This window comes from Microbacterium sp. NPDC056057, assembly GCF_042266945.1.
Taxonomy (GTDB): Bacteria; Actinomycetota; Actinomycetes; order Actinomycetales; family Microbacteriaceae; genus Microbacterium; species Microbacterium trichothecenolyticum_C.
The window spans coordinates 274,962-295,939 of record NZ_JBHJWS010000003.1 but is presented as its reverse complement, the minus strand read 5'-3'; the positions used below and the strand labels follow the sequence as shown (position 1 = coordinate 295,939).

General features: G+C 70.2%; 16 protein-coding genes. 5 read left to right on the top strand and 11 right to left on the bottom strand.

Going from position 1 to position 20,978, the window contains the following annotated elements:
- The first annotated feature begins 24 nt into the window (after positions 1–24).
- Positions 25–1,725, top strand: coding sequence for a long-chain-fatty-acid--CoA ligase (locus tag ACFC1K_RS13435; RefSeq protein WP_375872010.1), 1,701 nt, complete (start codon positions 25–27; stop codon positions 1,723–1,725).
- Between the two features lie 4 nt (positions 1,726–1,729).
- Here ACFC1K_RS13435 and ACFC1K_RS13430 read toward each other — a convergent pair whose 3' ends face one another.
- The 4 genes from ACFC1K_RS13430 to ACFC1K_RS13415 form a co-directional block, all read right to left on the bottom strand.
- On the bottom strand, positions 1,730–2,038 hold the full coding sequence (locus ACFC1K_RS13430) for a YciI family protein (RefSeq protein WP_310291167.1): 309 nt from the start codon (positions 2,036–2,038) through the stop codon (positions 1,730–1,732).
- Positions 2,039–2,092: 54 nt separating this feature from the next.
- Complete coding sequence (gene ligA / locus ACFC1K_RS13425; protein WP_375872406.1) at positions 2,093–4,279, bottom strand: NAD-dependent DNA ligase LigA; 2,187 nt, start codon at positions 4,277–4,279, stop codon at positions 2,093–2,095.
- A gap of 267 nt (positions 4,280–4,546) precedes the next feature.
- Positions 4,547–5,644, bottom strand: coding sequence for a tRNA 2-thiouridine(34) synthase MnmA (gene mnmA, locus ACFC1K_RS13420; protein WP_375872009.1), 1,098 nt, complete (start codon positions 5,642–5,644; stop codon positions 4,547–4,549).
- 9 nt (positions 5,645–5,653) lie between these two features.
- On the bottom strand, positions 5,654–6,838 hold the full coding sequence (locus ACFC1K_RS13415; RefSeq protein WP_375872405.1) for a cysteine desulfurase family protein: 1,185 nt from the start codon (positions 6,836–6,838) through the stop codon (positions 5,654–5,656).
- A gap of 123 nt (positions 6,839–6,961) precedes the next feature.
- Between ACFC1K_RS13415 and glgX the strand changes: the two genes are divergently transcribed.
- From glgX to glgB, 3 genes are all read left to right on the top strand, one after another.
- Positions 6,962–9,046 (top strand): glycogen debranching protein GlgX, encoded by a 2,085-nt coding sequence (gene glgX / locus ACFC1K_RS13410; RefSeq protein WP_375872008.1) that lies wholly within the window; start codon positions 6,962–6,964, stop codon positions 9,044–9,046.
- A gap of 76 nt (positions 9,047–9,122) precedes the next feature.
- On the top strand, positions 9,123–11,207 hold the full coding sequence (locus ACFC1K_RS13405; protein ID WP_375872007.1) for a maltotransferase domain-containing protein: 2,085 nt from the start codon (positions 9,123–9,125) through the stop codon (positions 11,205–11,207).
- Positions 11,204–13,381, top strand: a complete 2,178-nt coding sequence (gene glgB, locus ACFC1K_RS13400) for a 1,4-alpha-glucan branching protein GlgB (RefSeq protein WP_375872006.1) — start codon at positions 11,204–11,206, stop codon at positions 13,379–13,381. Before ACFC1K_RS13405 ends, glgB begins: the two co-directional genes overlap by 4 nt.
- A 92-nt stretch (positions 13,382–13,473) precedes the next feature.
- Here the strand turns inward: glgB and ACFC1K_RS13395 are convergent, their stop codons facing one another.
- Positions 13,474–14,412, bottom strand: a complete 939-nt coding sequence (locus ACFC1K_RS13395) for a tetratricopeptide repeat protein (protein ID WP_310291178.1) — start codon at positions 14,410–14,412, stop codon at positions 13,474–13,476.
- Positions 14,412–16,289, bottom strand: a complete 1,878-nt coding sequence (locus ACFC1K_RS13390) for a glycosyl transferase (RefSeq protein ID WP_375872005.1) — start codon at positions 16,287–16,289, stop codon at positions 14,412–14,414. The genes ACFC1K_RS13395 and ACFC1K_RS13390 overlap by 1 nt, the downstream gene beginning before the upstream one ends.
- A gap of 177 nt (positions 16,290–16,466) precedes the next feature.
- Here ACFC1K_RS13390 and ACFC1K_RS13385 point away from each other — a divergent pair, with 177 nt between their 5' ends.
- Positions 16,467–17,534: an AI-2E family transporter gene (locus tag ACFC1K_RS13385; RefSeq protein ID WP_375872004.1), complete on the top strand. Its 1,068-nt coding sequence runs from the start codon at positions 16,467–16,469 to the stop codon at positions 17,532–17,534.
- A gap of 3 nt (positions 17,535–17,537) precedes the next feature.
- Here the strand turns inward: ACFC1K_RS13385 and ACFC1K_RS13380 are convergent, their stop codons facing one another.
- Genes ACFC1K_RS13380 through ACFC1K_RS13360 form a run of 5 tightly spaced genes read right to left on the bottom strand, consistent with a single transcriptional unit; the run spans position 17,538 to position 20,975 of the window.
- Positions 17,538–18,263, bottom strand: coding sequence for an alpha/beta hydrolase (locus ACFC1K_RS13380; protein WP_375872003.1), 726 nt, complete (start codon positions 18,261–18,263; stop codon positions 17,538–17,540).
- 1 nt (position 18,264) lies between these two features.
- Positions 18,265–18,549 carry a hypothetical protein gene (locus ACFC1K_RS13375; protein WP_310291184.1) on the bottom strand — a complete coding sequence of 95 codons (285 nt, stop codon included), beginning with the start codon at positions 18,547–18,549 and terminating at the stop codon, positions 18,265–18,267.
- Between the two features lie 3 nt (positions 18,550–18,552).
- Complete coding sequence (locus tag ACFC1K_RS13370; protein WP_375872002.1) at positions 18,553–19,314, bottom strand: lytic transglycosylase domain-containing protein; 762 nt, start codon at positions 19,312–19,314, stop codon at positions 18,553–18,555.
- A gap of 57 nt (positions 19,315–19,371) precedes the next feature.
- Positions 19,372–19,935 (bottom strand): DivIVA domain-containing protein, encoded by a 564-nt coding sequence (locus ACFC1K_RS13365; protein ID WP_310291187.1) that lies wholly within the window; start codon positions 19,933–19,935, stop codon positions 19,372–19,374.
- Positions 19,932–20,975: a phosphatidate cytidylyltransferase gene (locus tag ACFC1K_RS13360; RefSeq protein WP_310291190.1), complete on the bottom strand. Its 1,044-nt coding sequence runs from the start codon at positions 20,973–20,975 to the stop codon at positions 19,932–19,934. Before ACFC1K_RS13360 ends, ACFC1K_RS13365 begins: the two co-directional genes overlap by 4 nt.
- Positions 20,976–20,978: the final 3 nt, after the last annotated feature.

The following is a 20,978-nucleotide window of genomic DNA, read 5'->3' as shown; positions in this document are numbered from 1 at the left end:
GCGTCCCCGGCGTAGGCTGTGCCCGTGACGACCTACGACCCGCCGCGCCCCTGGATCGCCAGCTATGCCGAAGGGGTTCCGGAGGATCTCGCCCCCGTGACCGGCTCGCTCGTCGACATCGTCGATGCGTCGGCACGCGATTACCCGGATGCTGCGGCCCTGCAGTTCTTCGGACGCGAGACGTCCTACCGCTCGCTGCACGAGCAGATCGAGCGCGCGGCCGCCGGACTCCGTGACCTCGGGGTGAAGGCCGGCGACCCGGTCGCGATCGTGCTGCCGAACTGCCCGCAGCACATCGTCGCGTTCTACGCGATCCTGCGCCTGGGCGCGGTCGTGATCGAGCACAACCCGCTCTACACACCGCGCGAGCTCCGCAAGCAGTTCGAGGACCACGGCGCGAAGCACGCGATCGTCTGGACCAAGGTCGTCGCGACCGTGCAGGACTTCCCGGCCGATCTCGCCGTCACGAACCTCATCTCGGTCGACGTGATCAAGGCGATGCCGTTCGGCACCCGCCTGGCCCTCAAGCTACCCATCGCCAAAGCCCGCGAGGCGCGCGAGGCGCTGACCGAGCGGGTCTCGGGGACGGTGACATGGGAGAAGGTCGTCGGGTCACCGGCGTTGCCGGCATCCCATCCGCGCCCCGGCACCGACGACCTCGCGCTCATCCAGTACACGAGCGGAACCACCGGCACTCCGAAGGGCGCCTCGCTCACGCATCGCAACCTGCTCTCGAACGCGGCGCAGGCGCGCGCGTGGGTGCCGTCGATCGTCCGCGGAGACGGGTGCGTCGTCTACGCCGTGCTGCCGATGTTCCACGCCTACGGACTCACCCTCTGCCTGACCTTCGCGATGTCGATGGGCGCGCGCCTGGTACTCTTCCCCCGCTTCGACCCGGACATGGTGCTCGACGTCACGAAGAAGCATCCCGCCACCTTCCTCCCGCTCGTCCCGCCGATCGCCGATCGCCTCCTCAAGGCCGCGCGTGAGAAGGGCGTGTCGCTCGCGGGCACCGAGGTCGCGATCTCGGGCGCCATGGCGCTCCCGCACGAGCTCGTCGTGCCCTTCGAGGCGGCTTCCGGCGGGTTCCTCGTCGAGGGCTACGGTCTCAGCGAGTGCTCGCCGGTGCTGATGGCGAATCCCGTCGCCGGCAACCGGGTCCCGGGGACGGTCGGTCTTCCGCTGCCGGGCACCGAGTGCCGCGTCGTCGACCCGGACGACCCGACCCAGGATGTGCCCGCCGGAGAACGGGGTGAGCTGGTCGTGCGTGGCCCGCAGGTGTTCAGCGGCTACTACGGCAAGCCCGAAGAGACCGAGGCGGTGTTCACCGAGGGCTGGTTCCGCACCGGCGACATCGTCACGATCGACGACGCCGGGTTCGTGCGCATCGTCGACCGGATCAAGGAGCTGATCATCACGGGCGGCTTCAACGTCGCGCCCACCGAGGTCGAGAACGCGCTTCGCCAGTACCCCCAGGTCGAGGACGCGGCCGTCGTCGGACTCCCGAGCGAGCACTCCGGCGAGGAGGTCGTTGCCGCGATCGTGGTCGCCCCGGGCCAGGAGATCGATGTCGAAGCCGTGCGCGACTTCGCGCGGGGCATCCTCACGCCCTACAAGGTGCCGCGACGCATTTACGTGGTCGACGAGCTGCCCAAGTCCCTGATCGGCAAGGTGCTGCGCCGCCAGGTGCGCGACCGCCTGCTCGCGCTGAACACGGGAGCCTGACGGCTCAGTCCTCGAGGCCGTCGCGGGCGACTGCGATCCGATAGGGATGCAGCGACGCGACGAAGACGCCGGCCGCTACCGCGGGGTCGGCGTTCATGATCCCGCGCGCCGTGGCTTCGTCGTCGGCTTCGAAGATCGTGATGCCGAAGGTGCCCTCGCTCTCCTGCGTCCGCCCGGCGAGGACCAGTACACCGCGGTCGCGCAAGGCGACCAGATAGGCGAAGTGCTCGCCCACGATGCGCTGCTCGTCAGGAGTCGCGTCGGCGACCATCTCGGGTCGAGACGGGACGATCCGGTAGAGCCACTGCGCCATGCGGTCATCATCCCAGCCGCGGACCGCGGGCGCACCGTCCTCGGGAAGTCGGCGTCAGCCCGCGTCGGGGACGAGGGCGTCGAGCGCCTCGGGTCCTTGCGTCACGAGGATGTGGAACTGCGCGGCGTCGAGGATGCGGATGCCGAGCTCCTCCGCTTTCGCGAGCTTCGAACCGGCCCCCGGGCCGGCGGCGACGAAGTCGGTCTTCTTCGACACGCTCGACGCGGCCTTGCCGCCGGCCTTGAGGATGGCTTCCTGCGCCCCCTCACGGCTGTAGCCCTCGAGGGAGCCGGTCGCGACGACGGTGAGGCCGTCGAGCACTCCCCCGGTGCTCACAGCCGCTCCGGGACCGGGGTGGCCAGGCGTGGCGAGCTGGGCGCCCGCAGCCGCCCACCGATCGACGATGTCGCGGTGCCAATCCACCTCGAACCACTCCCGGAGCGAGTCGGCGATGATCCCGCCCACGCCCTCGACCGCGGCGAGGTCGTCTCTGGAGGCCTCACAGATCGCCTCCACCGAGCCGAACCACTGGGCCAGCGCCCGCGCCGCCACGGGCCCGACGTGGCGGATGTTGAGGGCCACCAGGAAACGCCACAGCTCTTTGGACTTCGCGCGCTCCAGCTGATCAATGAGCGTGAGAGCCTGCGCCGACGGCTGCGCGTCGGTGATGCCCGCCTTCTTCTCGGCCGGAGTGGGATTGCGCCGGAAGGGCGCTCGCCGAACGACCTCGCCGGACTTCTCGTCGACGCGCGGCTCGCCGGTCTCGGCGTCGCGCACGACCACCTCGATCGGCACCAGCTGCTCGACCGTGAGCTCGAAGAGCGTCGCCTCGGTCTCGAGGGGAGGCACCTCGGGCACCGACGGCTGCGTGAGCGCCGCAGCGGTCACCTCGCCCAACGCCTCGATGTCGAGCGCACCGCGCGAGCCGATGTGCTCGACGCGGCCGCGCACCTGGGCCGGGCAGGCCCGCGTGTTGGGGCAGCGCAAGTCGATGTCGCCCTCCTTCGCCGGCGCGAGTGGGAAGCCGCACTCGGGGCATTCGGCGGGCATGACGAACTCGCGCTCGGTGCCGTCGCGGAGCTCGACCACGGGACCGAGGATCTCGGGGATCACATCGCCGGCCTTGCGCAGCACGACCGTGTCGCCGATCAGCACACCCTTCGCGCGCACGACGTCCTGGTTGTGCAGCGTCGCCTGACGCACCACCGACCCGGCGACGCGCGCCGGAGCCATCACGGCGAACGGCGTGGCGCGACCCGTACGACCGACCGAGACGACGATGTCGAGCAGCTTCGTGTTCACCTGCTCGGGCGGGTACTTGTACGCGATCGCCCACCGCGGCGCGCGGCTGGTCGCGCCGAGCTCGTCGTGCAGCGCGAGCTCGTCGACCTTCACGACGACGCCGTCGATCTCATGCTCGACGTCATGGCGGTGCTCGCCATAATGTGCGACGAAGTCCAGCACGCCGTCGATGTCGTCGGCCGTGCGGAAGTACGGGCTGGCCGGAAGTCCCCACTCGGCGAGGAGGCCGTACGTCTCGCTCTGCGAATCCACCGGCGGGCGACTCCACGCGCCGATGCCGTGGACGAAGAGGCGGAGCGAATCGAGCCGGGCCTGACCGGCCTCGCGTTCCAGGCCGTCCTTCTTGTCAAGCTGCTGGCGGAGGCCGCCCGAGGCGGCATTGCGCGGGTTGGCGAACGACGGGAACCGCCGTTCCGCGCTCAGTCGCGCCTTGGCCTCGTCGAACGCGCGCCCGCGGGCGCGCGTCTCTTCGACGGCACGGTCGCGCATGTCGGCCTGCAGGGCGTTCAGAGCCTCGAAGGCCGCGACCGGGATGAATACCTCACCGCGCACCTCGACGAGGTCGGGGTGCCCGCTGCCCTTGAGCCGCTGCGGGATCCCCGCCACGCGGATCGCGTTCACGGTGACGTCCTCACCGGTGCGGCCGTCGCCTCGCGTCGCCGCGGAAGTCAGGACGCCCCTCTCGTAGCGCAGGCTGATCGCCAGTCCGTCGATCTTGAGCTCGGTGAGCCACCGCACCTTTCGGCCGGCCGCCGTCTCGGCCTTCACGCACCAGTCCCGCAGCTCGTCGAGACTGAACACGTTGTCGAGGCTCAGCATGCGCTCTGCGTGCTCGACCGGGGCGAACATCGAGCTCTCGGCCGCGCCGACTGTCTGAGTCGGCGAGTCCTGGCCCTGGAGTTCGGGGTGCAGCCGCTCGAGCTCCTCGAGCCGGTGCATCCACCCGTCGTAGGTCGCGTCGTCGACGAGTTCGGCGTTGCGGCCGTAGTACGCGTCGCGGGCGTCGATGATGCGGTCCGTCAGCTCCAGTGCTTCGGCGCGCGAGGCCTCGAGACCGGCGTCGGCGGGGAGGGGGGCCGCCGCATCGAGCGGGGCGGAGGCTGGCGTACCGAGGTCATCCGTCACCGCACCAGTCTAGGAGCGGGGTCGGACACCGCCAGGGCGCCGAGGCGTCCGCAGAACCGGGGGCGCAGCATCCGTTCCCGTCTAGGCGTCGACCGGAACGGCCGAAACCGTGCGATCGATCGTGAACTGCCCGATCACGCGCGTGCCGTCGTAGAGCACGGCCGTCTGGCCCGGAGCCACGCCGTCGAACGGCTCCTCGGGAACCACCGTCAGCAGGCCGTCCGCGAGAGTCGCGGTCGCCGGCACGGGGTCCGCGTGGGCGCGGATCTGCACATGGCATGCGAACTCGCCGGCGGACTGGGGGCGCCCGGCCCAGGAGTACCGCTCCCCCGCGATCTCGGCGGTGGCGAGGGCCTCTTTCGGGCCCACGACGACGGTGTTGGACACGGGTCGCACCTCGAGCACGAAGCGCGGCTTGCCGTCGGGCGCCGGAACGCCGAGCTGAAGGCCGCGGCGCTGGCCGACGGTGAAGGCATGCGCGCCGTCGTGGGCTCCCACGACCGCGCCGGTTCGGTCGACGATGTCACCGCGCTCGGCGCCGACCTTCTCGGCGAGCCAGCCGCGCGTGTCGCCGTCGGGGATGAAGCAGATGTCGTGGCTGTCGGGCTTGTGAGCGACGGTCAGGCCGCGCTCCTCGGCCTCGGCGCGCACGAGGGCCTTCGACGGTGTCGCGCCCAGCGGGAAGTAGGTGCGCGCGAGCTGCTCGGCGTTCAGGACGCCCAGCACGTAGGACTGGTCCTTCGCGGCATCCGAGGCGCGGTGCAGTTCGAGACCCTCGGGGCCGTCGACCAGCGTGGCGTAATGCCCCGTGCACACCGCGTCGAAGCCGAGCTCGATCGCGCGCTCGAGGAGCGCGGCGAACTTGATCTTCTCGTTGCACCGCATGCAGGGATTCGGCGTGCGGCCGGCGCGGTACTCGGCCACGAAGTCGTCGATGACGTCGTCACGGAAGCGCTCGGAGAAGTCCCACACGTAGAAGGGGATGCCGAGGCGGTCGGCGGCCCGGCGCGCGTCCATGGCGTCCTCGATGGTGCAGCAGCCGCGGCTGCCGGTGCGCAGCGTGCCGCCGGCCCGTGAGAGCGCCAGGTGCACGCCGACGACCTCGTGTCCCGCCTCGACGGCCCGGGCGGCCGCGACGGCGGAGTCCACTCCACCGCTCATGGCCGCAAGGATCCGCATGGGTCCAGTCTACGAACCTCTGCCTGACCGTGGCCCGGATGCCGCCCTCGCGCGCTCGACGACGTCGGGCAGCACGGCGAGCACGGCGTCGACGTCGGCGTCGGTGGTGGTCCGCCCCAGCGTGAACCGCAGCACCTGGCGGGCCTCGGCATCGGTCCGTCCCATCGCGAGCACGACGTGCGACGGCTCGGGCACTCCCGCCTGACACGCCGATCCGGTGGAGACCTCGACGCCCGCCATGTCGAGCAGGAACAGCAGCGTCTCACCCGACGCCCCCGGGAAGAGCAGGTGTGCGTTCCCCGGCACGCGGTCGATCGGGTCTCCGAGCAGCTCGGCATCGGGGATGCGGTTTCGGATGCTGCCCACCAGCCGCTCCCGCAGGGCGCCGAGCCGTTCCGCCTCCGCCACGCGTTCCGCCTCCGCGAGCTCTGCGGCGACCGCGAAGGCGGCCGCACCGGGCACGTCCTGCGTGCCGGCCCGCAGCCGCCGCTGCTGACCACCACCGTGAAGGAGCGCAGTGAGCTCCGCGCCGCGGGCGACGACGAGCGCGCCGACGCCCGCCGGGCCGCCGATCTTGTGTGCCGACACGCTCATGGCTGCGAGCCCGGCGCGACCCCGCGCGTCGGCCCGCCAGGCGCGGAACGACACCGGCACATGACCGAACGCCGCCACCGCGTCGAGGTGGAGCGGCACGCCGGCCCCCGCTGCCGAAGCCGACAGGGCGGCCGCATCGTTCACCGTGCCGGCCTCGTTGTTCGCGACGAGCGCGGTGGCCAGAGCCGCGTCGGACAGCTCCGCGGCGAACTCGTCGACGCGGATCCGAGCAGCGTCGTCGATGCCGACGTGCCGGAGGTGCGCGCCCTGCGCCTCGAGCCATTCGACCGCGTCGAGGGTGGCGTGGTGCTCGCCGTCCGGCAGCACCACGGCGCCGGAATCGGGTCGGCGCGCCCACCACAGGCCCTTCACCGCGAGGTTGACGGCCTCGGTGCCGCCCGAGGTGAAGACGATCTCGATCGGGTCCGCACCCACCACGGCGGCGAGGCGCTCGCGCGCCTCCTCCAGCACGCGTCGCGCATGCTGGCCCGCGCCGTGGATGGACGAGGCGTTGCCCACCGTCGCCGCGGCGTCGACCCACGCGTCGCGCGCCTCCGGTCGCAGTGGCGCGGTCGCGGCGTGATCGAGATAGATCCGCACGTCGCTCATGACCGGTCGGCCTCCTTCGCGATCGGATGCGGCGGCTGCTGCATCCGAGTTCCGTGTCCGGTGGGACCCGGTGTCGTAACACCGCCGACTCGGACCATGGTTATGGTAGTCCGCATGGTCAGCCCGGTCTCCGTGATCTCGCCCCCTGACGCGGATCTGCTCGATCCTCAGCTCGATGGGCTGGGCGTCGTGCTGCTCGACGGTCACGCACGCCTGCGCGTCTGGTCGGACGCGGCGGACGCGATCGACCTCGTCGTCTTCGACGACACCGACCTCGACTGGATCACCGCGACCGAGCCTCTCGTCGCGATCGGCGGCGGCGTCTGGGAGATCACGACGCCGCTCCTGCGCCCCGGCACGCGATACGCGATCCGCGTCGACGGGCCGCAGGCCCCGGGCAACACCTTCAATCGCGGCACGCTCCTGCTCGAGCCCTACTCCCGCGGCCTGGTCCGCACCGGCTACGACGGCTGGCGTTCGGAGGTCGTCGACGGATCGTTCGACTGGGGCGGTGTCGCAAAGCCGGCGATCCCGATGGACCGCACCGTGCTGTACGAGGGCCACCTGAAAGGCCTGTCGAAGCGGCATCCCGACGTCCCGGGCGCCCTCCGCGGCACGTACGCCGGCCTCGCCCACCCGGCCATGGTGCAGCATCTCCTCGACCTCGGCGTCACGAGCATCGAGCTGCTGCCGATCCACGCGTTCACGACCGAACCGCGACTGCTCCAGCACGGACTCACCAACTTCTGGGGTTACAACTCGCTGAACTTCTTCACCCCGCACGCCGCATATGCCACCGAGGATGCGCGTCGACAGGGCCCCGAGGCGGTCCTGCGCGAGTTCAAGGGCATGGTGAAGCTGCTGCACGAGGCGGGGCTGGAGGTGATCCTCGATGTCGTCTACAACCACACGGCCGAGGAGGGCATCGGCGGTCCGCGCTCGAGTCTGCGCGGCATCGACAACCGCGCCTACTACCGCCAGCAGGAAGACGGCGCGTACGTCGACGTCACCGGCTGCGGCAACTCGGTGGACACGTCGACGGATGCTGCCGCCCGCCTGGTGCTGGACTCCCTGCGCTACTGGGCGAACGACGTGCAGATCGACGGGTTCCGGTTCGACCTCGCCGCGACGCTCGGACGCGACGCGGGGCACGTGTTCACCCCGGAGCATCCGCTGCTGCGCGCCATCCTCGACGACCCTGCGCTCGCCGGCGTCAAGATGATCGCCGAGCCCTGGGACGTGGGCATGGGCGGCTGGCAGACCGGCAACTTCGGCGACGGCTGGAGCGAGTGGAACGACCGCTACCGCGACCGCGTCCGCAACTTCTGGCTGAGCGACGTCGACTATGCCCGCCGCGCCTCGACCTCCCCGGTCGGCATCGGCGGGTTCGCGAACCGCCTCGCGGGTTCCGCGAACACCTTCGCGGACGCCCGCGGTCCGCTCGCGGGCATCAACTTCGTGACGGCCCACGACGGCTTCACGCTGCGCGACCTCGTGTCGTACGACGTCAAGCACAACCTCGGCAACGGCGAGCAGAACCGCGATGGAGCCGACACCAATCGTTCCTTCAACCATGGCGCGGAGGGACCGACCGACGACGAGCGCATCCTCGCGACGCGGCGCAAGGCGATGCGCAACCTCATGGGCACACTGCTGCTGTCGGCCGGCGTGCCGATGCTGACCGCCGGCGACGAGTTCGCCCGCACGCAGCGCGGCAACAACAACGCCTACTGCCACGACTCGGTCCTGACGTGGCTGTCGTGGGAGCACGCGCCGTGGCAGCAGGACCTGTATGCGCACGTGCGCCACCTGCTCCGTATGCGTCGAGAGAACCCGGCGCTGCGCCCGAGCCGCTTCGCGCGGCTCGGCGAACGCACGCCGTCGGCATCCGTCATGGAGTGGTACGACGAGCACGGCGAGACGATGTCGGGCGAGCGGTGGACGGATCCGTCGCACCGCACGCTGCAGTACGTCGCCGCGTCGACGCCCGAGTTCGAGGGGTTCAACCGCGTGCTGCTGATGGTCCACGGCACGGAGCGGGCGATCGACGTCACGCTTCCCGACGTGGAGGAGGTGACACGGTACGTGTCGCTGTGGTCGAGCGCCGACGAGACGCCGTCCGAGAGCGGGGAGACGTTCGCGCCCGGAGACACCGTCTCGCTCGCCGGCACGTCGATGCGTCTCTTCCGTGCCGAGTAGCTCCGAACCGCGGGTGAAATCGCGGCACCGCGTCACGTCGCTGTCATCCCGGTCGGGCGCGCGATAGGTTCGAGTCGTGGTCACGAAGACGCGCTCCGTGCGCTCCCGCCCGTGGCGGAGCGCCTCGGCACTCCCCGTCCGCAAGACCCGCGCCTGGCAGGCGGAACGCGATACCGCAGCGCGGCGCGTTCCTCTCGCCCAGCCGACACCGGCGGTTCCGTGGGGCGATTACCGGCCCACGGCGTTCGCCGGCGAGGTGGTGCCGTTCGGGGTGACGTCGTTCCGCGAAGGGCATGACCGCATCGGCGTGCAGGTGCGACTGTTCTCGCCCTCCGGCGACGAATCGCTGCATCGCCTCGAACCGCTCGAGGACGGCTTCGACCGCTGGCGGACCGAGGTGGCCCTGCTCGAGCAGGGCATCTGGCGGTTCCGGTTCGAGTCGTTCGGCGACGACTTCGCCACGTGGGAGCACGCCGCATCGCTCAAGATCGCGGCGGGGGTGGATGTCCCTCTCATGCGCGAGATGGGCGCTCGCCTGTTCGAACAGGCCGGCGCCGAGAGGGGCCGCCCCGCGGCGGAACGCCGGGCGCTGGCAGGCGCGGCGGCGTCCCTGCGCGACACCGAGGTCGACGATGCCGGGGCTCTGTCGATCGTCGAGGACCCCGCGATCGCACAGTACTTCCACGAGCGGCCGGTCATGTCGCTCGTGACCATCGGGGACGACCTCGAGCTGCTCGTCGAGCGCGAGCGCGCCGGCGTCGGTGCCTGGTACGAGTTCTTCCCCAGATCAGAAGGGGCCCGTCGCCTCAAGGACGGCACCATCAAGAGCGGCACGTTCCGCACGGCAGTCAAGCGGCTCCCGGCCGTCGCCGACATGGGCTTCGACGTGCTCTACCTGCCGCCGATCCACCCGATCGGCACGCTCAACCGCAAGGGGCCGAACAACACGCTCGACGCGGGTCCCGGCGACCCCGGCTCGCCGTGGGCGATCGGCTCGGCGGCGGGCGGCCACGACACCGTCCACCCCGACCTCGGCACACTCGCGGACTTCCGCTCGTTCGTGCGCAAAGCACGCGACGCGGGCATCGAGATCGCCCTCGACCTCGCGCTGCAGGCAGCGCCCGACCACCCGTGGGTCGCCGCGCACCCGGAGTGGTTCACCACGCTCCCCGACGGGTCGATCGCCTATGCCGAGAACCCGCCCAAGAAGTACCAGGACATCTATCCGGTCAACTTCGACAACGATCCAGCAGGGATCCGCGCCGAGGTGCTTCGGGTCGTGCGCCACTGGATCGCCCAGGGCGTGCGCATCTTCCGCGTCGACAATCCCCACACCAAGCCGCTTCAGTTCTGGGAGTGGCTGATCGCGACTGTCTCGGCCGACGAGCCGGACGTCGTCTTCCTCGCCGAGGCGTTCACGCGGCCGGCGCCGCTGCAGAGCCTCGCGTCCGCCGGCTTCCAGCAGAGCTACACGTACTTCACGTGGCGCAACACGAAGGCGGAGCTCGAGGAGTTCCTCTCGGGACTCGCGCACGAGACCTCCGCCTTCCTCCGCCCCAACCTCTTCGTCAACACGCCAGACATCCTCACGGAGTACCTGCAGTTCGGCGGCAGGGCCGCGTACCGCATCCGTGCCGCCATCGCGGCCACCGCCGCCCCCAGCTACGGCGTGTACGCGGGTTACGAGCTCTACGAGAACGTCGCACGCCCGGGCTCCGAAGAGAACATCGACAACGAGAAGTACGAGTACAAGCTCCGCGACTGGGCGGGCGCCGTCGAGCGCGGCGACTCGCTCGCGCCGTTCCTCACCCGCCTCAACGAGATCCGGCGCGCGCACCCGGCTCTGCGGCAGCTCCGCAACCTCAGCGTCCACTGGAGCGACGACGACGCCATCCTGGTCTACGCCAAGCACCTCGACGCCGCGCTGTCTCCCGACGGGCGCAGCGACACGATCATCGTCGTCGTCAACACCGACCCCCACTCGGTGCGTCAGACGATGGTCCACCTCGACACCCGTGTGTGGGGCGTCGAGCCGGGCACGCCGTACGAGGTCGAGGACCTCGTCACCGGCGCCCGGTGGACATGGTCGGATCACAACTTCGTGATGCTCGACGCGTTCACCGAGCCGGTCCACATCCTCCACGTGAAGGAGTCCTCATGACGCCCGCCGACCAGATCCTCGATGCCGTCGCGACGGGCTCGCACCACGATCCCCACGCCGTGCTCGGCATCCATCCCGACACGGATGCCGAGGGCACCGCTACCTGGATCGTTCGCGCCCGCCGGCCGCTGGCGCGCAGCGTCACCGCGGTGTTCGCCGATGGCACCCGCGTGCCGCTCGAGCACGTGCACGCCGGGATATGGGAGGGGACGCGCGCGGGAGCGCTGAACCGGTACGAGCTGCTGACCACCTACCCCGACGGTCCCGACTTCACCGCCGACGACCCCTACCGTCACGGCCCCACGATCGGCGAGCTCGACCTGCATCTCATCGGCGAGGGCCGCCACGAGGAGCTGTGGCGTGTGCTCGGCGCCCACGAGCGCGAGCATGACGGTTCGCTGGGCACCGCGTTCACCGTGTGGGCGCCCAATGCCCGCGCGGTGCGCGTGGTGGGCGACTTCAACGGCTGGGACGGCCAGGGGCACGCGATGCGCTCGATGGGCGCGAGCGGCGTGTGGGAGCTGTTCATCCCCGGCGTCGGCCAGGGCTCGACCTACAAGTTCGAACTGCGTGCCCGCAACGGCGACTGGGTACTCAAAGCCGACCCGATGGCCCGGTTCGCCGAGGTGCCGCCGGCCACAGCATCCGTCGTCGTCCAGTCGTCTTACTCGTGGGGAGATGCCGCCTGGCTGACCCAGCGCGCTAAGTCGACCCCGGTGTCGCGCCCGATGTCGGTGTACGAACTCCACCTCGGCTCGTGGCGTCAGGGGCTGTCGTATCGCGAGGCCGCCGACCAGATCATCGACTACGTGAGCGCGCAGGGCTTCACCCACGTCGAGTTCCTTCCGCTCGCCGAGCACCCGTTCGGGGGGTCGTGGGGCTACCAGGTGACCGGGTACTACGCACCCACCAGCAGGTTCGGGCACCCCGACGACCTCCGGTACCTCATCGACCGGCTCCACCAGGCCGGCATCGGCGTGATCATGGACTGGGTGCCGGGCCACTTCCCGAAGGACTCCTTCGCCCTCGCCCGCTTCGACGGTGAGCCGCTGTACGAGCACGCCGACCCGCGGCGGGGCGAGCACCGCGACTGGGGCACGTACATCTTCGACTACGGCCGCAACGAGGTGCGCAACTTCCTGGTCGCCAACGCGCTGTACTGGTTCGAGGAGTTCCACGTCGACGGGCTGCGGGTGGACGCCGTGGCCTCGATGCTCTACCTCGATTACTCGCGCGAGGACGGCGAGTGGGCGCCGAACGTGCACGGCGGCCGCGAGAACCTCGAGGCGATCCGCTTCCTGCAGGAGGTGAACGCCACCGCGTACAAGCGGTATCCCGGCATCGCGATGATCGCCGAGGAGTCGACGAGCTTCCCCGGGGTCACCGCCCCCACGAGCCAGGCCGGACTCGGTTTCGGCTTCAAGTGGAACATGGGCTGGATGAACGACTCGCTCCAGTACATCGCGCGCGATCCGATCTATCGCTCCCACCACGAGGGCGAGCTGTCGTTCTCGTTCGTGTACGCGTTCAGCGAGAACTACATGCTGCCGATCAGCCACGACGAGGTCGTCCACGGCAAGGGCAGCCTCTTCTCACGGATGCCGGGCGACCATTGGCAGAAGCTCGCCAACATGCGCGCGTTCCTCGCCTACATGTGGGGGCACCCCGGCAAGCAGCTGCTGTTCATGGGCCAGGAGTTCGGCCAGCTCTCGGAGTGGTCGGAGGGCCGCTCGCTCGACTGGTGGCTGCTCGATCAGCCCACGCACGCCCAGCTCCAGCAGTTCGTCGGCGCGCTCAACCGGGTCTACCGCGAAGAGTCCGCGCTCTGGGCGCGCGACAGCGACGGTGCGGCGTTCACGCGCCTGGGTGCGCCGAAGTGGAACCCCAACGTGATCGCCTTCGCCCGGAGGGACTGGCACGGCAACACGATCGTCATCGCTGCGAACTTCTCGGGCAACCCGATCGCGTCCTACGAGCTCGACCTGCCCGAGACGGGAGTGTGGGACGAGATCCTGAACACCGATGCGCAGCTGTACGGCGGGTCGGGCGTCGGCAACCTCGGCGTGGTCCACGCGGGTGCGGGCGGCCGGGCGTCGCTCGTGCTGCCGCCGCTGGGCGTCCTGTGGCTCCGCCACCGGACGGACGCCCACATCCCCTCGCCCACGAAGGGCTGAGAATCCTCTCACACGTGACGAGGGCCCCGGATTCAGCATCCGGGGCCCTCGTCCGCGAAGCGGATACGCCCGTCGTCAGGCGAGCGGATCGCTCAGAACAGCAGCGACGCCAGGCGGCCTCGGGCGGCGATGACGCGCGGGTCGGCGTCCCCGACGAGCGCGAACAGCTCGAGCAGCCGTTCGCGCACCGGGGTGCGCTCATCAGCCGGAAGCTGGGCGAACAGGTCGAGCAGGCGCCCGTAGGCGTCTTCGACGTGCCCGCCGGCGAGGTCGAGATCGGCGACGGTGAACTGCGCGGCCAGATCCTGGGGGGCGGATGCTGCGGCCGCACGGGCGGCCTGCAGGTCGACGCCCTGCACGCGGTCGAGAAGGCGCACCTGACCGAGGCCGGCGCGTGCCTCCGCGTCGCGCGGGTTCTCGACGAGGGCCTGCTCGTACGCGGCGACCGCACGGGCGTAGTCGCCCTCCTCGATGGCCGCGAACGCCTCGGCGTGCAGCGGAGGAAGCGGCGGCTCGGCGGGGGCTTCCTGGGGCGCCTCCCCGTCGACGCTCGCGGAGCCGGTCACGCCGTTCTGGGCGGCGAGTTGAAGCAGCTGAGCGAACACCTCGCGCACCTGCTGCTCGGGCACGGCGCCCGTGAACATCGGCACCGGCTGACCGGCGACCAGGGCGACGACCATCGGAATCGACTGCGCGCGGAACGCCTGCGACAGCTGGGGGTTGGCGTCGACGTCGACCTTGGCCAGCACGACGCGGCCGCCGAGCTCGACCACGACCTTCTCGAGGATCGGGCTCAGCTGCTTGCAGGGTCCGCACCACTCGGCCCAGAGATCGACGACCACGGGGACGGTGCGCGACAGCTCGAGCACCTGCGGGAACGTCTCGTCGGTGACGTCCAGGACGAGGGACGGAACCGCGACTCCGGCGCCGGCCGGAGCTTCCTCACCCGGCGCGGCGGGCGCCGGACGGTTGCGGAGGGAGGACAGGTCGACGGCACCGCGCAGCGAGGCGCCCAGAGTGGGATCGGTCACTACAGAATCTTCGCATCGAGGATGTCGGACGAGTAACCGAGGAGCCGGATCTTCTCGTTCGACCCGGGACCGGGCACGTAGAAGAACACCTGGTCGCTGAAGGTCGTCGCGAATCCGGTCTGCGACTGGTCGACACCGGCGAGCGTCTTGACCGTCCGGTTGTCGTTGACCTTGATCACGGCGTCCGCGTTGGTCGGCTTCACCGTGTCGATCTCGTTGATGTTCACGGCGACGATCGCACCGCTCTCGACCGTCTGCAGCGCGAACGGCTCCTGCACCCCGGCTGCCGAGCTGAACTCGAGGTTTCCGGTCGATGATGCGGTCTTGTTGAACTCTTCGAGCCGCCGCTGGCGGTCGGCCGCGATGCTGGCTCGGAGCTGGTCGCCATCGGCCTCGAAGAGGTCGTAGTACTGACTCGACTCACCGTTGGTGATGATGTCCGAGTACGCGGCGGCGATCTCGTTCGGCGGCAGCAGGAGGAACGGCGAGTCCGGCTCGACCTGCGGTGCGCCGATGTACGCAGGCGCGAGGTCGGGAAGGGTTGTCGAGGCCTCCAGGCTTCCGACATACGACAGCTTGTAGTCCGCCCACTGATCCTGCTGCGTCAGCACCATGATGCTCGACGTCTTGGATTCGTCGTCGTCCGCAACGGCGATGACCGAGCGCGGCCACCCGTCGTACGCCTGCGGCAGGATGATCTCGAGCGGCTTCGCCAGGATCGGCGCCGGCGCCGGGTAGTCGCCGAGGGCAGCACGCAGCTTGTAGTTCGTGTCGCGCGCCGCGAGTGCGGCGCCCTCGAGGCGCGTGTCGGCGAGGTCGCCGTCCATCGCCGCGTCCGCGTCTGCCACCGTGGCGGCGATGCGCGTGAGGATGCGCTCGGCCTGGGCCTTCGTGACAGCCGGCGCCTGCTGGCCGTCGGGGGCGATCACGGTCGCGGTGGGCGACGGAGTCGGCGACGAGCCGAGCTGCGGCCAGGCATCGGCCGAGCAGCCCGAGAACAGCAGCGCCGAGACGGCCACCACGGGGAGCACCGCGAACGCGCGACGGCCGGCGCTCGAGACGGCGCGGCGCGTCGGTTTCGCGCTGCTGATCACGCCCTTGTCGTCGTGGTCGATCGCGATGTCGATGGGTTCGGTGACAGGCAGCGGCAGCCCCTTGCGTCGCGGCCCGCGCTTACGACGCGCGTGGCGGATGCCCAGGATGTACAGGAACACGCCGACGGCCATCAGGATGCCGCCGCCGACGATGAGCGGCCCTGCCCACGGCGTCGACGTCTGCAGGGGCCAGGAGACCGTCACCTTGCTCGGCGCGGGGGCGGTGCCGTCCGCGGCGACGAGCACGCTCATGTCCTCCGGCAGCTGCAGCGGAGCGATGAGAAGGTCGGTCTGCTGGTACTCGTCGAGCCACAGGTCCGATCCGACAGGCGTGCGACCGGTCGTCTCTGCGGCGGCGTCCCCGCTTGTCGCGTCGTCGGTCGCGTCGCCGGCGGCAGCGTCACCGGCTGCCGCATCTTCGGCCGGCGCCTCAGCGGCGGGATCGACGGTCGCGTCGACTGCGGGTTCGACCACCGCAGTCTCGAGGGCGCCCTGGTCGTCCAGCGTGACGTGGGTGTAGGTCGAGTCGGAGAGCCAGGCCTCCAGGTCGGCGGTACGGCCGTAAGAGGCGAAGATGTCGCCCTCGGCCTGGGCGCGCAGCGTCTGCGTGCCGGGCATCTGGTTGAGCACGGCGCCGTCGATGAGGAGATACGGAGTCTGCTCTTCGACCGAGATCGCCGTGGTCTCGGTCTTGGGTCCCTGGAAGATCGTCCGCTGGGCGATGCCCGCACCGATCATCACGGTGGCGAGCACGAAAGCCGCCACGGCCCACACGAAACGCACGAAGAACACCTTTCCCGGGGCGCGCGGACACAGCGCAGCCCTTCGATTCGACAGTTCAGACTAGCGAATACGACCTGTGAGGCGCGTGGGAGGCGGCATTCCCGGGGCTGAACGTCCCTGATGCGTATCCTGGGCGGACAGACGAATCGACACCGTGTCGACCTGAGGGGGAACTCGATGAAGCTGCACAACCCGTTCCGCACAGCGCTGCTCGCGACGCTGGGTGTCGGCCTCGGGCTGCTGCTCATCGGAAGCATCCAGAACCTCCAGACGATCCTGCTGTACGTCGGCACGGCGCTCTTCCTATCGCTGGGCCTGGATCCGATCGTGGCCTGGCTGGAACGCCGAAAGCTGCCGCGCTGGGCGGCCGTCCTGATCACGATCCTGGGGGTGCTCGCGGTCTTCGCGGGCATCATCCTCATGGTCGTGCCGATCATCGTGCAGCAGATCGGCCAATTGGTCACGACGATCCAGGACCTCGCCGACAAGGGCGAGTTCGATGATCCCGTGGGTGCGATCCAGGACTGGCTGCACGCCGTCTTCCCCGCGCTCAACGTCGATGAACTGTGGGGCTACATCGAGGACTGGTACGCCTCGCTCGACGTGGGCGCGATCGGCTCCGAGGTCGGCGGCAGCATCATCGCGATCATCGGCGCCCTCATCGCCGGGTTCGCCGGCGCGTTCATCGTGCTGATCCTCACGATCTACTTCACCGCCTCGACGCCGAACCTGAAGCGCGCCGTCTACCAGCTGGTTCCGGCATCCAAGCGTGCCCGATTCATGGACCTCGGCGAGCAGATCACCGACTCGGTCGGCTACTACGTCATCGGCCAGGTCACGCTCGGCCTCATCAACGGTGTGCTCAGCGCGATCTTCCTCACGATCATCAAGGCGCCGTTCCCCGCGGTGCTGGCGGTGATCGCCTTCTTCTTCTCGCTGATCCCTCTCGTGGGCACGCTCACGGGCTCGATCATCATCGTGTTCACGTGTCTGGTCGTAGGCTCCCCCACGACCGCCTTGATCGCCGCGATCTACTACCTGATCTACATGCAGATCGAGGCGTACGTGATCTCGCCGCGCATCATGGGACGCGCGGTCGCGGTGCCCGGTGCGGTCGTCGTGATCGCCGCCCTCGCCGGTGGATCACTGCTGGGCCTGCTCGGCGCCCTGGTCGCGATCCCCGTGGCCGCCAGCATCCTGATCATCTACCGACAGGTCCTGATCCCTCGTCAGAACGAGCGGTGACGCTCAGCCCTCCGCAGCCGGGCCGTGCCATTCGAGGGGCAGCGGCAGGGCGTCGGGGTTGACCGCCGCGACGATCTCGGTCAGCACGCGGCGGGTCTGGTTCTCCCCCACCCACAGGTGCTTGCCGCCCTCGACCGGGATCAGGACGGCCTCCGGAACACTCGCGAAGCGCTGGGCCGCGGCATCCGGTCGAAGGTAGTCGTCGAACTCGGGGACGAGCACGATCAGACGACGCTCGTCGCCCGCCCACGCCGCGACCTCTTCGTCGGTCGCGCGGTGCAGGGGCGGCGAGAGCAGCACGGCGCCCTCGACGCCGTGGTCGCGACCGTACTTGAGTGCGAGCTCGGTGCCGAACGACCAGCCCACGAACCACGGTCGCGGGAGGCCGCGCTCGCGCACGAAGTCCATCGCCGCAGCGACGTCGAAGGCCTCGGCACGACCGCCGTCGAACGAACCGTCGCTGGTGCCGCGCGGCGACGTCGTGCCGCGGGTGTTGAACCGCAGCACAGCGAGATCGGCGAGGGCGGGCAGGCGTCCGGCCGCCTTGCGCAGGATGTGGGAGTCCATGAAGCCGCCGGCCGTCGGAAGCGGATGCAGCGTCACGAGCGTCGCGACAGGCTCGCGGGTCTCGGGCAGTGCGAGTTCGCCGACGAGGGTCAGCCCATCGAGCGTCTCGAGCTCGATGTCCTCGCGGCGCGCGGGCAGCAGCATCGGTCCGCGGATCTCCATGTCAGGCCACCTTCCAGCAGTGCTGATGCCAGTGCCGCCGTGCGGCGAGGTCCGCGGCGTCGCCCAGCACGCCGTCTGTGCGCCACGCCACCAGGTGCGCGACGCCGACGTCGATCTGCCGACCGCACCCGGGGCACGTATAGGGCTTCTGCGCTTGCGCGGCCGACACCGGCTGCACGGTCCACTCGACGCCGCGGCGCATCTCGGTGCGTTTCCAGCCCGCGAGCAGGCGCTCGAACGAGTCGTCGCCGCTCGAATCGTGTCGACGGCGGTTGGAGCGCGGCACGACTCAGTACCAGCCTGTGCGCTGCGAGTGGTCCCACGCGCCGCACGGCGTGGCGTAACGGCCGCCGATGTAGCCCAGACCCCAGGCGATCTGCGTCGCGGGATTCGTCTCCCAGTCGGCGCCGGCGCTGGCCATCTTGCTGCCCGGGAGCGCCTGCGGGATGCCGTAGGCGCCGCTGCCCGCGTTGTACGCGTTGACGCGCCAGCCGGACTCCTTCTTCCAGAGGGCGACGAGGCAGGCGAACTGGTCGTCTCCCCAGCCCCGTGCCAGCACCATGTCGTACGCGATGGCCTGCGCGCTGCCCGGGTCGGGCGTGACGAACGGAGGACGCCATCCGCCGGATGACGAGGACGTGGAGGTCGATGCCTGGACGGTCGGCGTCGGCTTCGGCTTCACGTAGACGGTGTAGTTGCCGCGGTCGAGAGCCGCGGGCTCCGGATCGGCTGCAGACTCGTCGCCGGCGCGGGACTGGACGTCATCGAGTCCGCTCGCGTAGAGCGAGACCTGCGACTCGTCGTCCGCGCTCGCCTGGGCCAGCGCGAGCCCGGTCGGACCGATGTACGCGACGACGAAGCCGAGAACAGCGAAGGCGGCGAACGCACCGACGACACCGCGGCGACGAGACCAGCGCGGAGCAGGCTTGCGGGGCGGTGAAGAGGGTGCCGAGGGACTGGATGCTGCCACCGCGACCGGCCTCGCAGACCGGGCCGCCACCTCGTGACGTCGGGCGCGTCTGGTCGGGTACAGCTCGTTTCCAGAAGTCACAGTGTCCCGATTCTCGCATACCGGCACGACGAGGTGCCATCCGCGGACCCGCGCGTCTCACTTGACGGCGAGCATCACCTCGACGACAGCATCGAGCACGGCATCGACCTGCGTCTCGCGGTACCCCCCGCGCTGCATGCGGAACGCGACCGAGCGCACCTGTTCGACGGTGACGGAGTCGCCCGTCTCGAGGAACCGCGCGAGCTTGTCGGTGACGAGGTCGACCTCCGCGATGCGGTAGCCGTAGCGCAGCGGCGACACGCGGTCGAAGCGGCGCTTGGCCGGCCGGCTGAGACGGTCCAGCACCTCCTGGGCGAGCTCGCGGGTGTGGCCGACCCACTCCCTGGCACCGGTGGCTGCGACGGCCGACGAGCGCTCGCGGGCGGCGAAGGCATCCTCGATGCGGCCGAGTGCAGCGTCCACCGAGGCGATGGCGTAGCCGTGGCGCACCAACGGGAACGCGACCTGACGGATGTCGGCGGACGTGAGTGCGTCGCTGCCGCGCTCGAACGACGCGCGTGCGCGGGCGAGGAACTCGTCGACGGGCTGCTTGTCGTAGCCCTTCTCGCGCCCGCGGGCTTCGGGGAAGGACGTCCGGGCGGTCGTCTCGGATGCCGTCATGATGCCACCAGCGGAGTGAAGAGGTAGTAGAGGGTCAGCGCCGCGACGACCGACAGGAGGATCGAGTCGAGGCGATCCAGGACGCCGCCGTGACCCGGGAGCCAGGAGCTCATGTCCTTGATCCCGAGGTCGCGCTTGATCATCGATTCTCCCAGGTCGCCGACCGTGGCCGTGGCGAGGATGAGGATGCCGAACACGGCGCCCATCCACCACTCGAGGCCCAGCATGAAGAGCCCGACGAGAACGCCGGCGAGGATCGCGGCGGCAGCGGCACCCGCGAACCCCTCCCACGTCTTCTTCGGGCTGATGCGGGGAGCCATGGGGTGCTTGCCCATCGTGATGCCCGCGGCGTATGCGCCCGTGTCGACCGCGACGGCGACGATGATGAACGACAGGACCCACCACTCGCCGCCCTCCTTCGCCAGCAGCACGAGCGTGAGGCTTCCGAGGAAGGCGACGTAGAGCTGGAGGAACGTCGCGATGAGCACGTCGCCCAGCACCAGACCGTACGGCCTGCCGTCGTGCGACGCCATCTGGCCGACCAGTCGCCACACCACGACGAATGCGAGTGCGACGAACAGCAGCACCCAGTGCAGCCACGAGTCGACGAAGTACGCCGACAGCACGACCACCGCACCCGCGATGAGCTGCGGGATCAGATCGACCCGGCGACCGCTCGCGATGAGAGCCCGCGAGAACTCGAAGAGCGCGAGCAGCGCCGCGGCCAGGGCGAACGGCACGAACGCCCACTTGACGAACAGCAGCGACCCGAGCAGGACGAGACCGATCGCGAGGCCGATGAGGACCGCGACGATCAGGTCGCGCCCCGTCCGCTCCTTGATGCGCTCGTTCGCCTCCTCGAAATCGGCCCGCGCCTGTGCGACGTGGCCTTCCAACTCGCTGCGCGCCGCGCGCAGATGAGACTGCAGTGCGGGGCCGGTGTCAGGGGTCTCGGCGGCACGGCGTGCCTCACCGGCCTCGCGCCGCGTCTGCGGCGAGGACGGCTGGTCGCTCCGCGGCGGGTCGGATGCGTCGGTCATGGG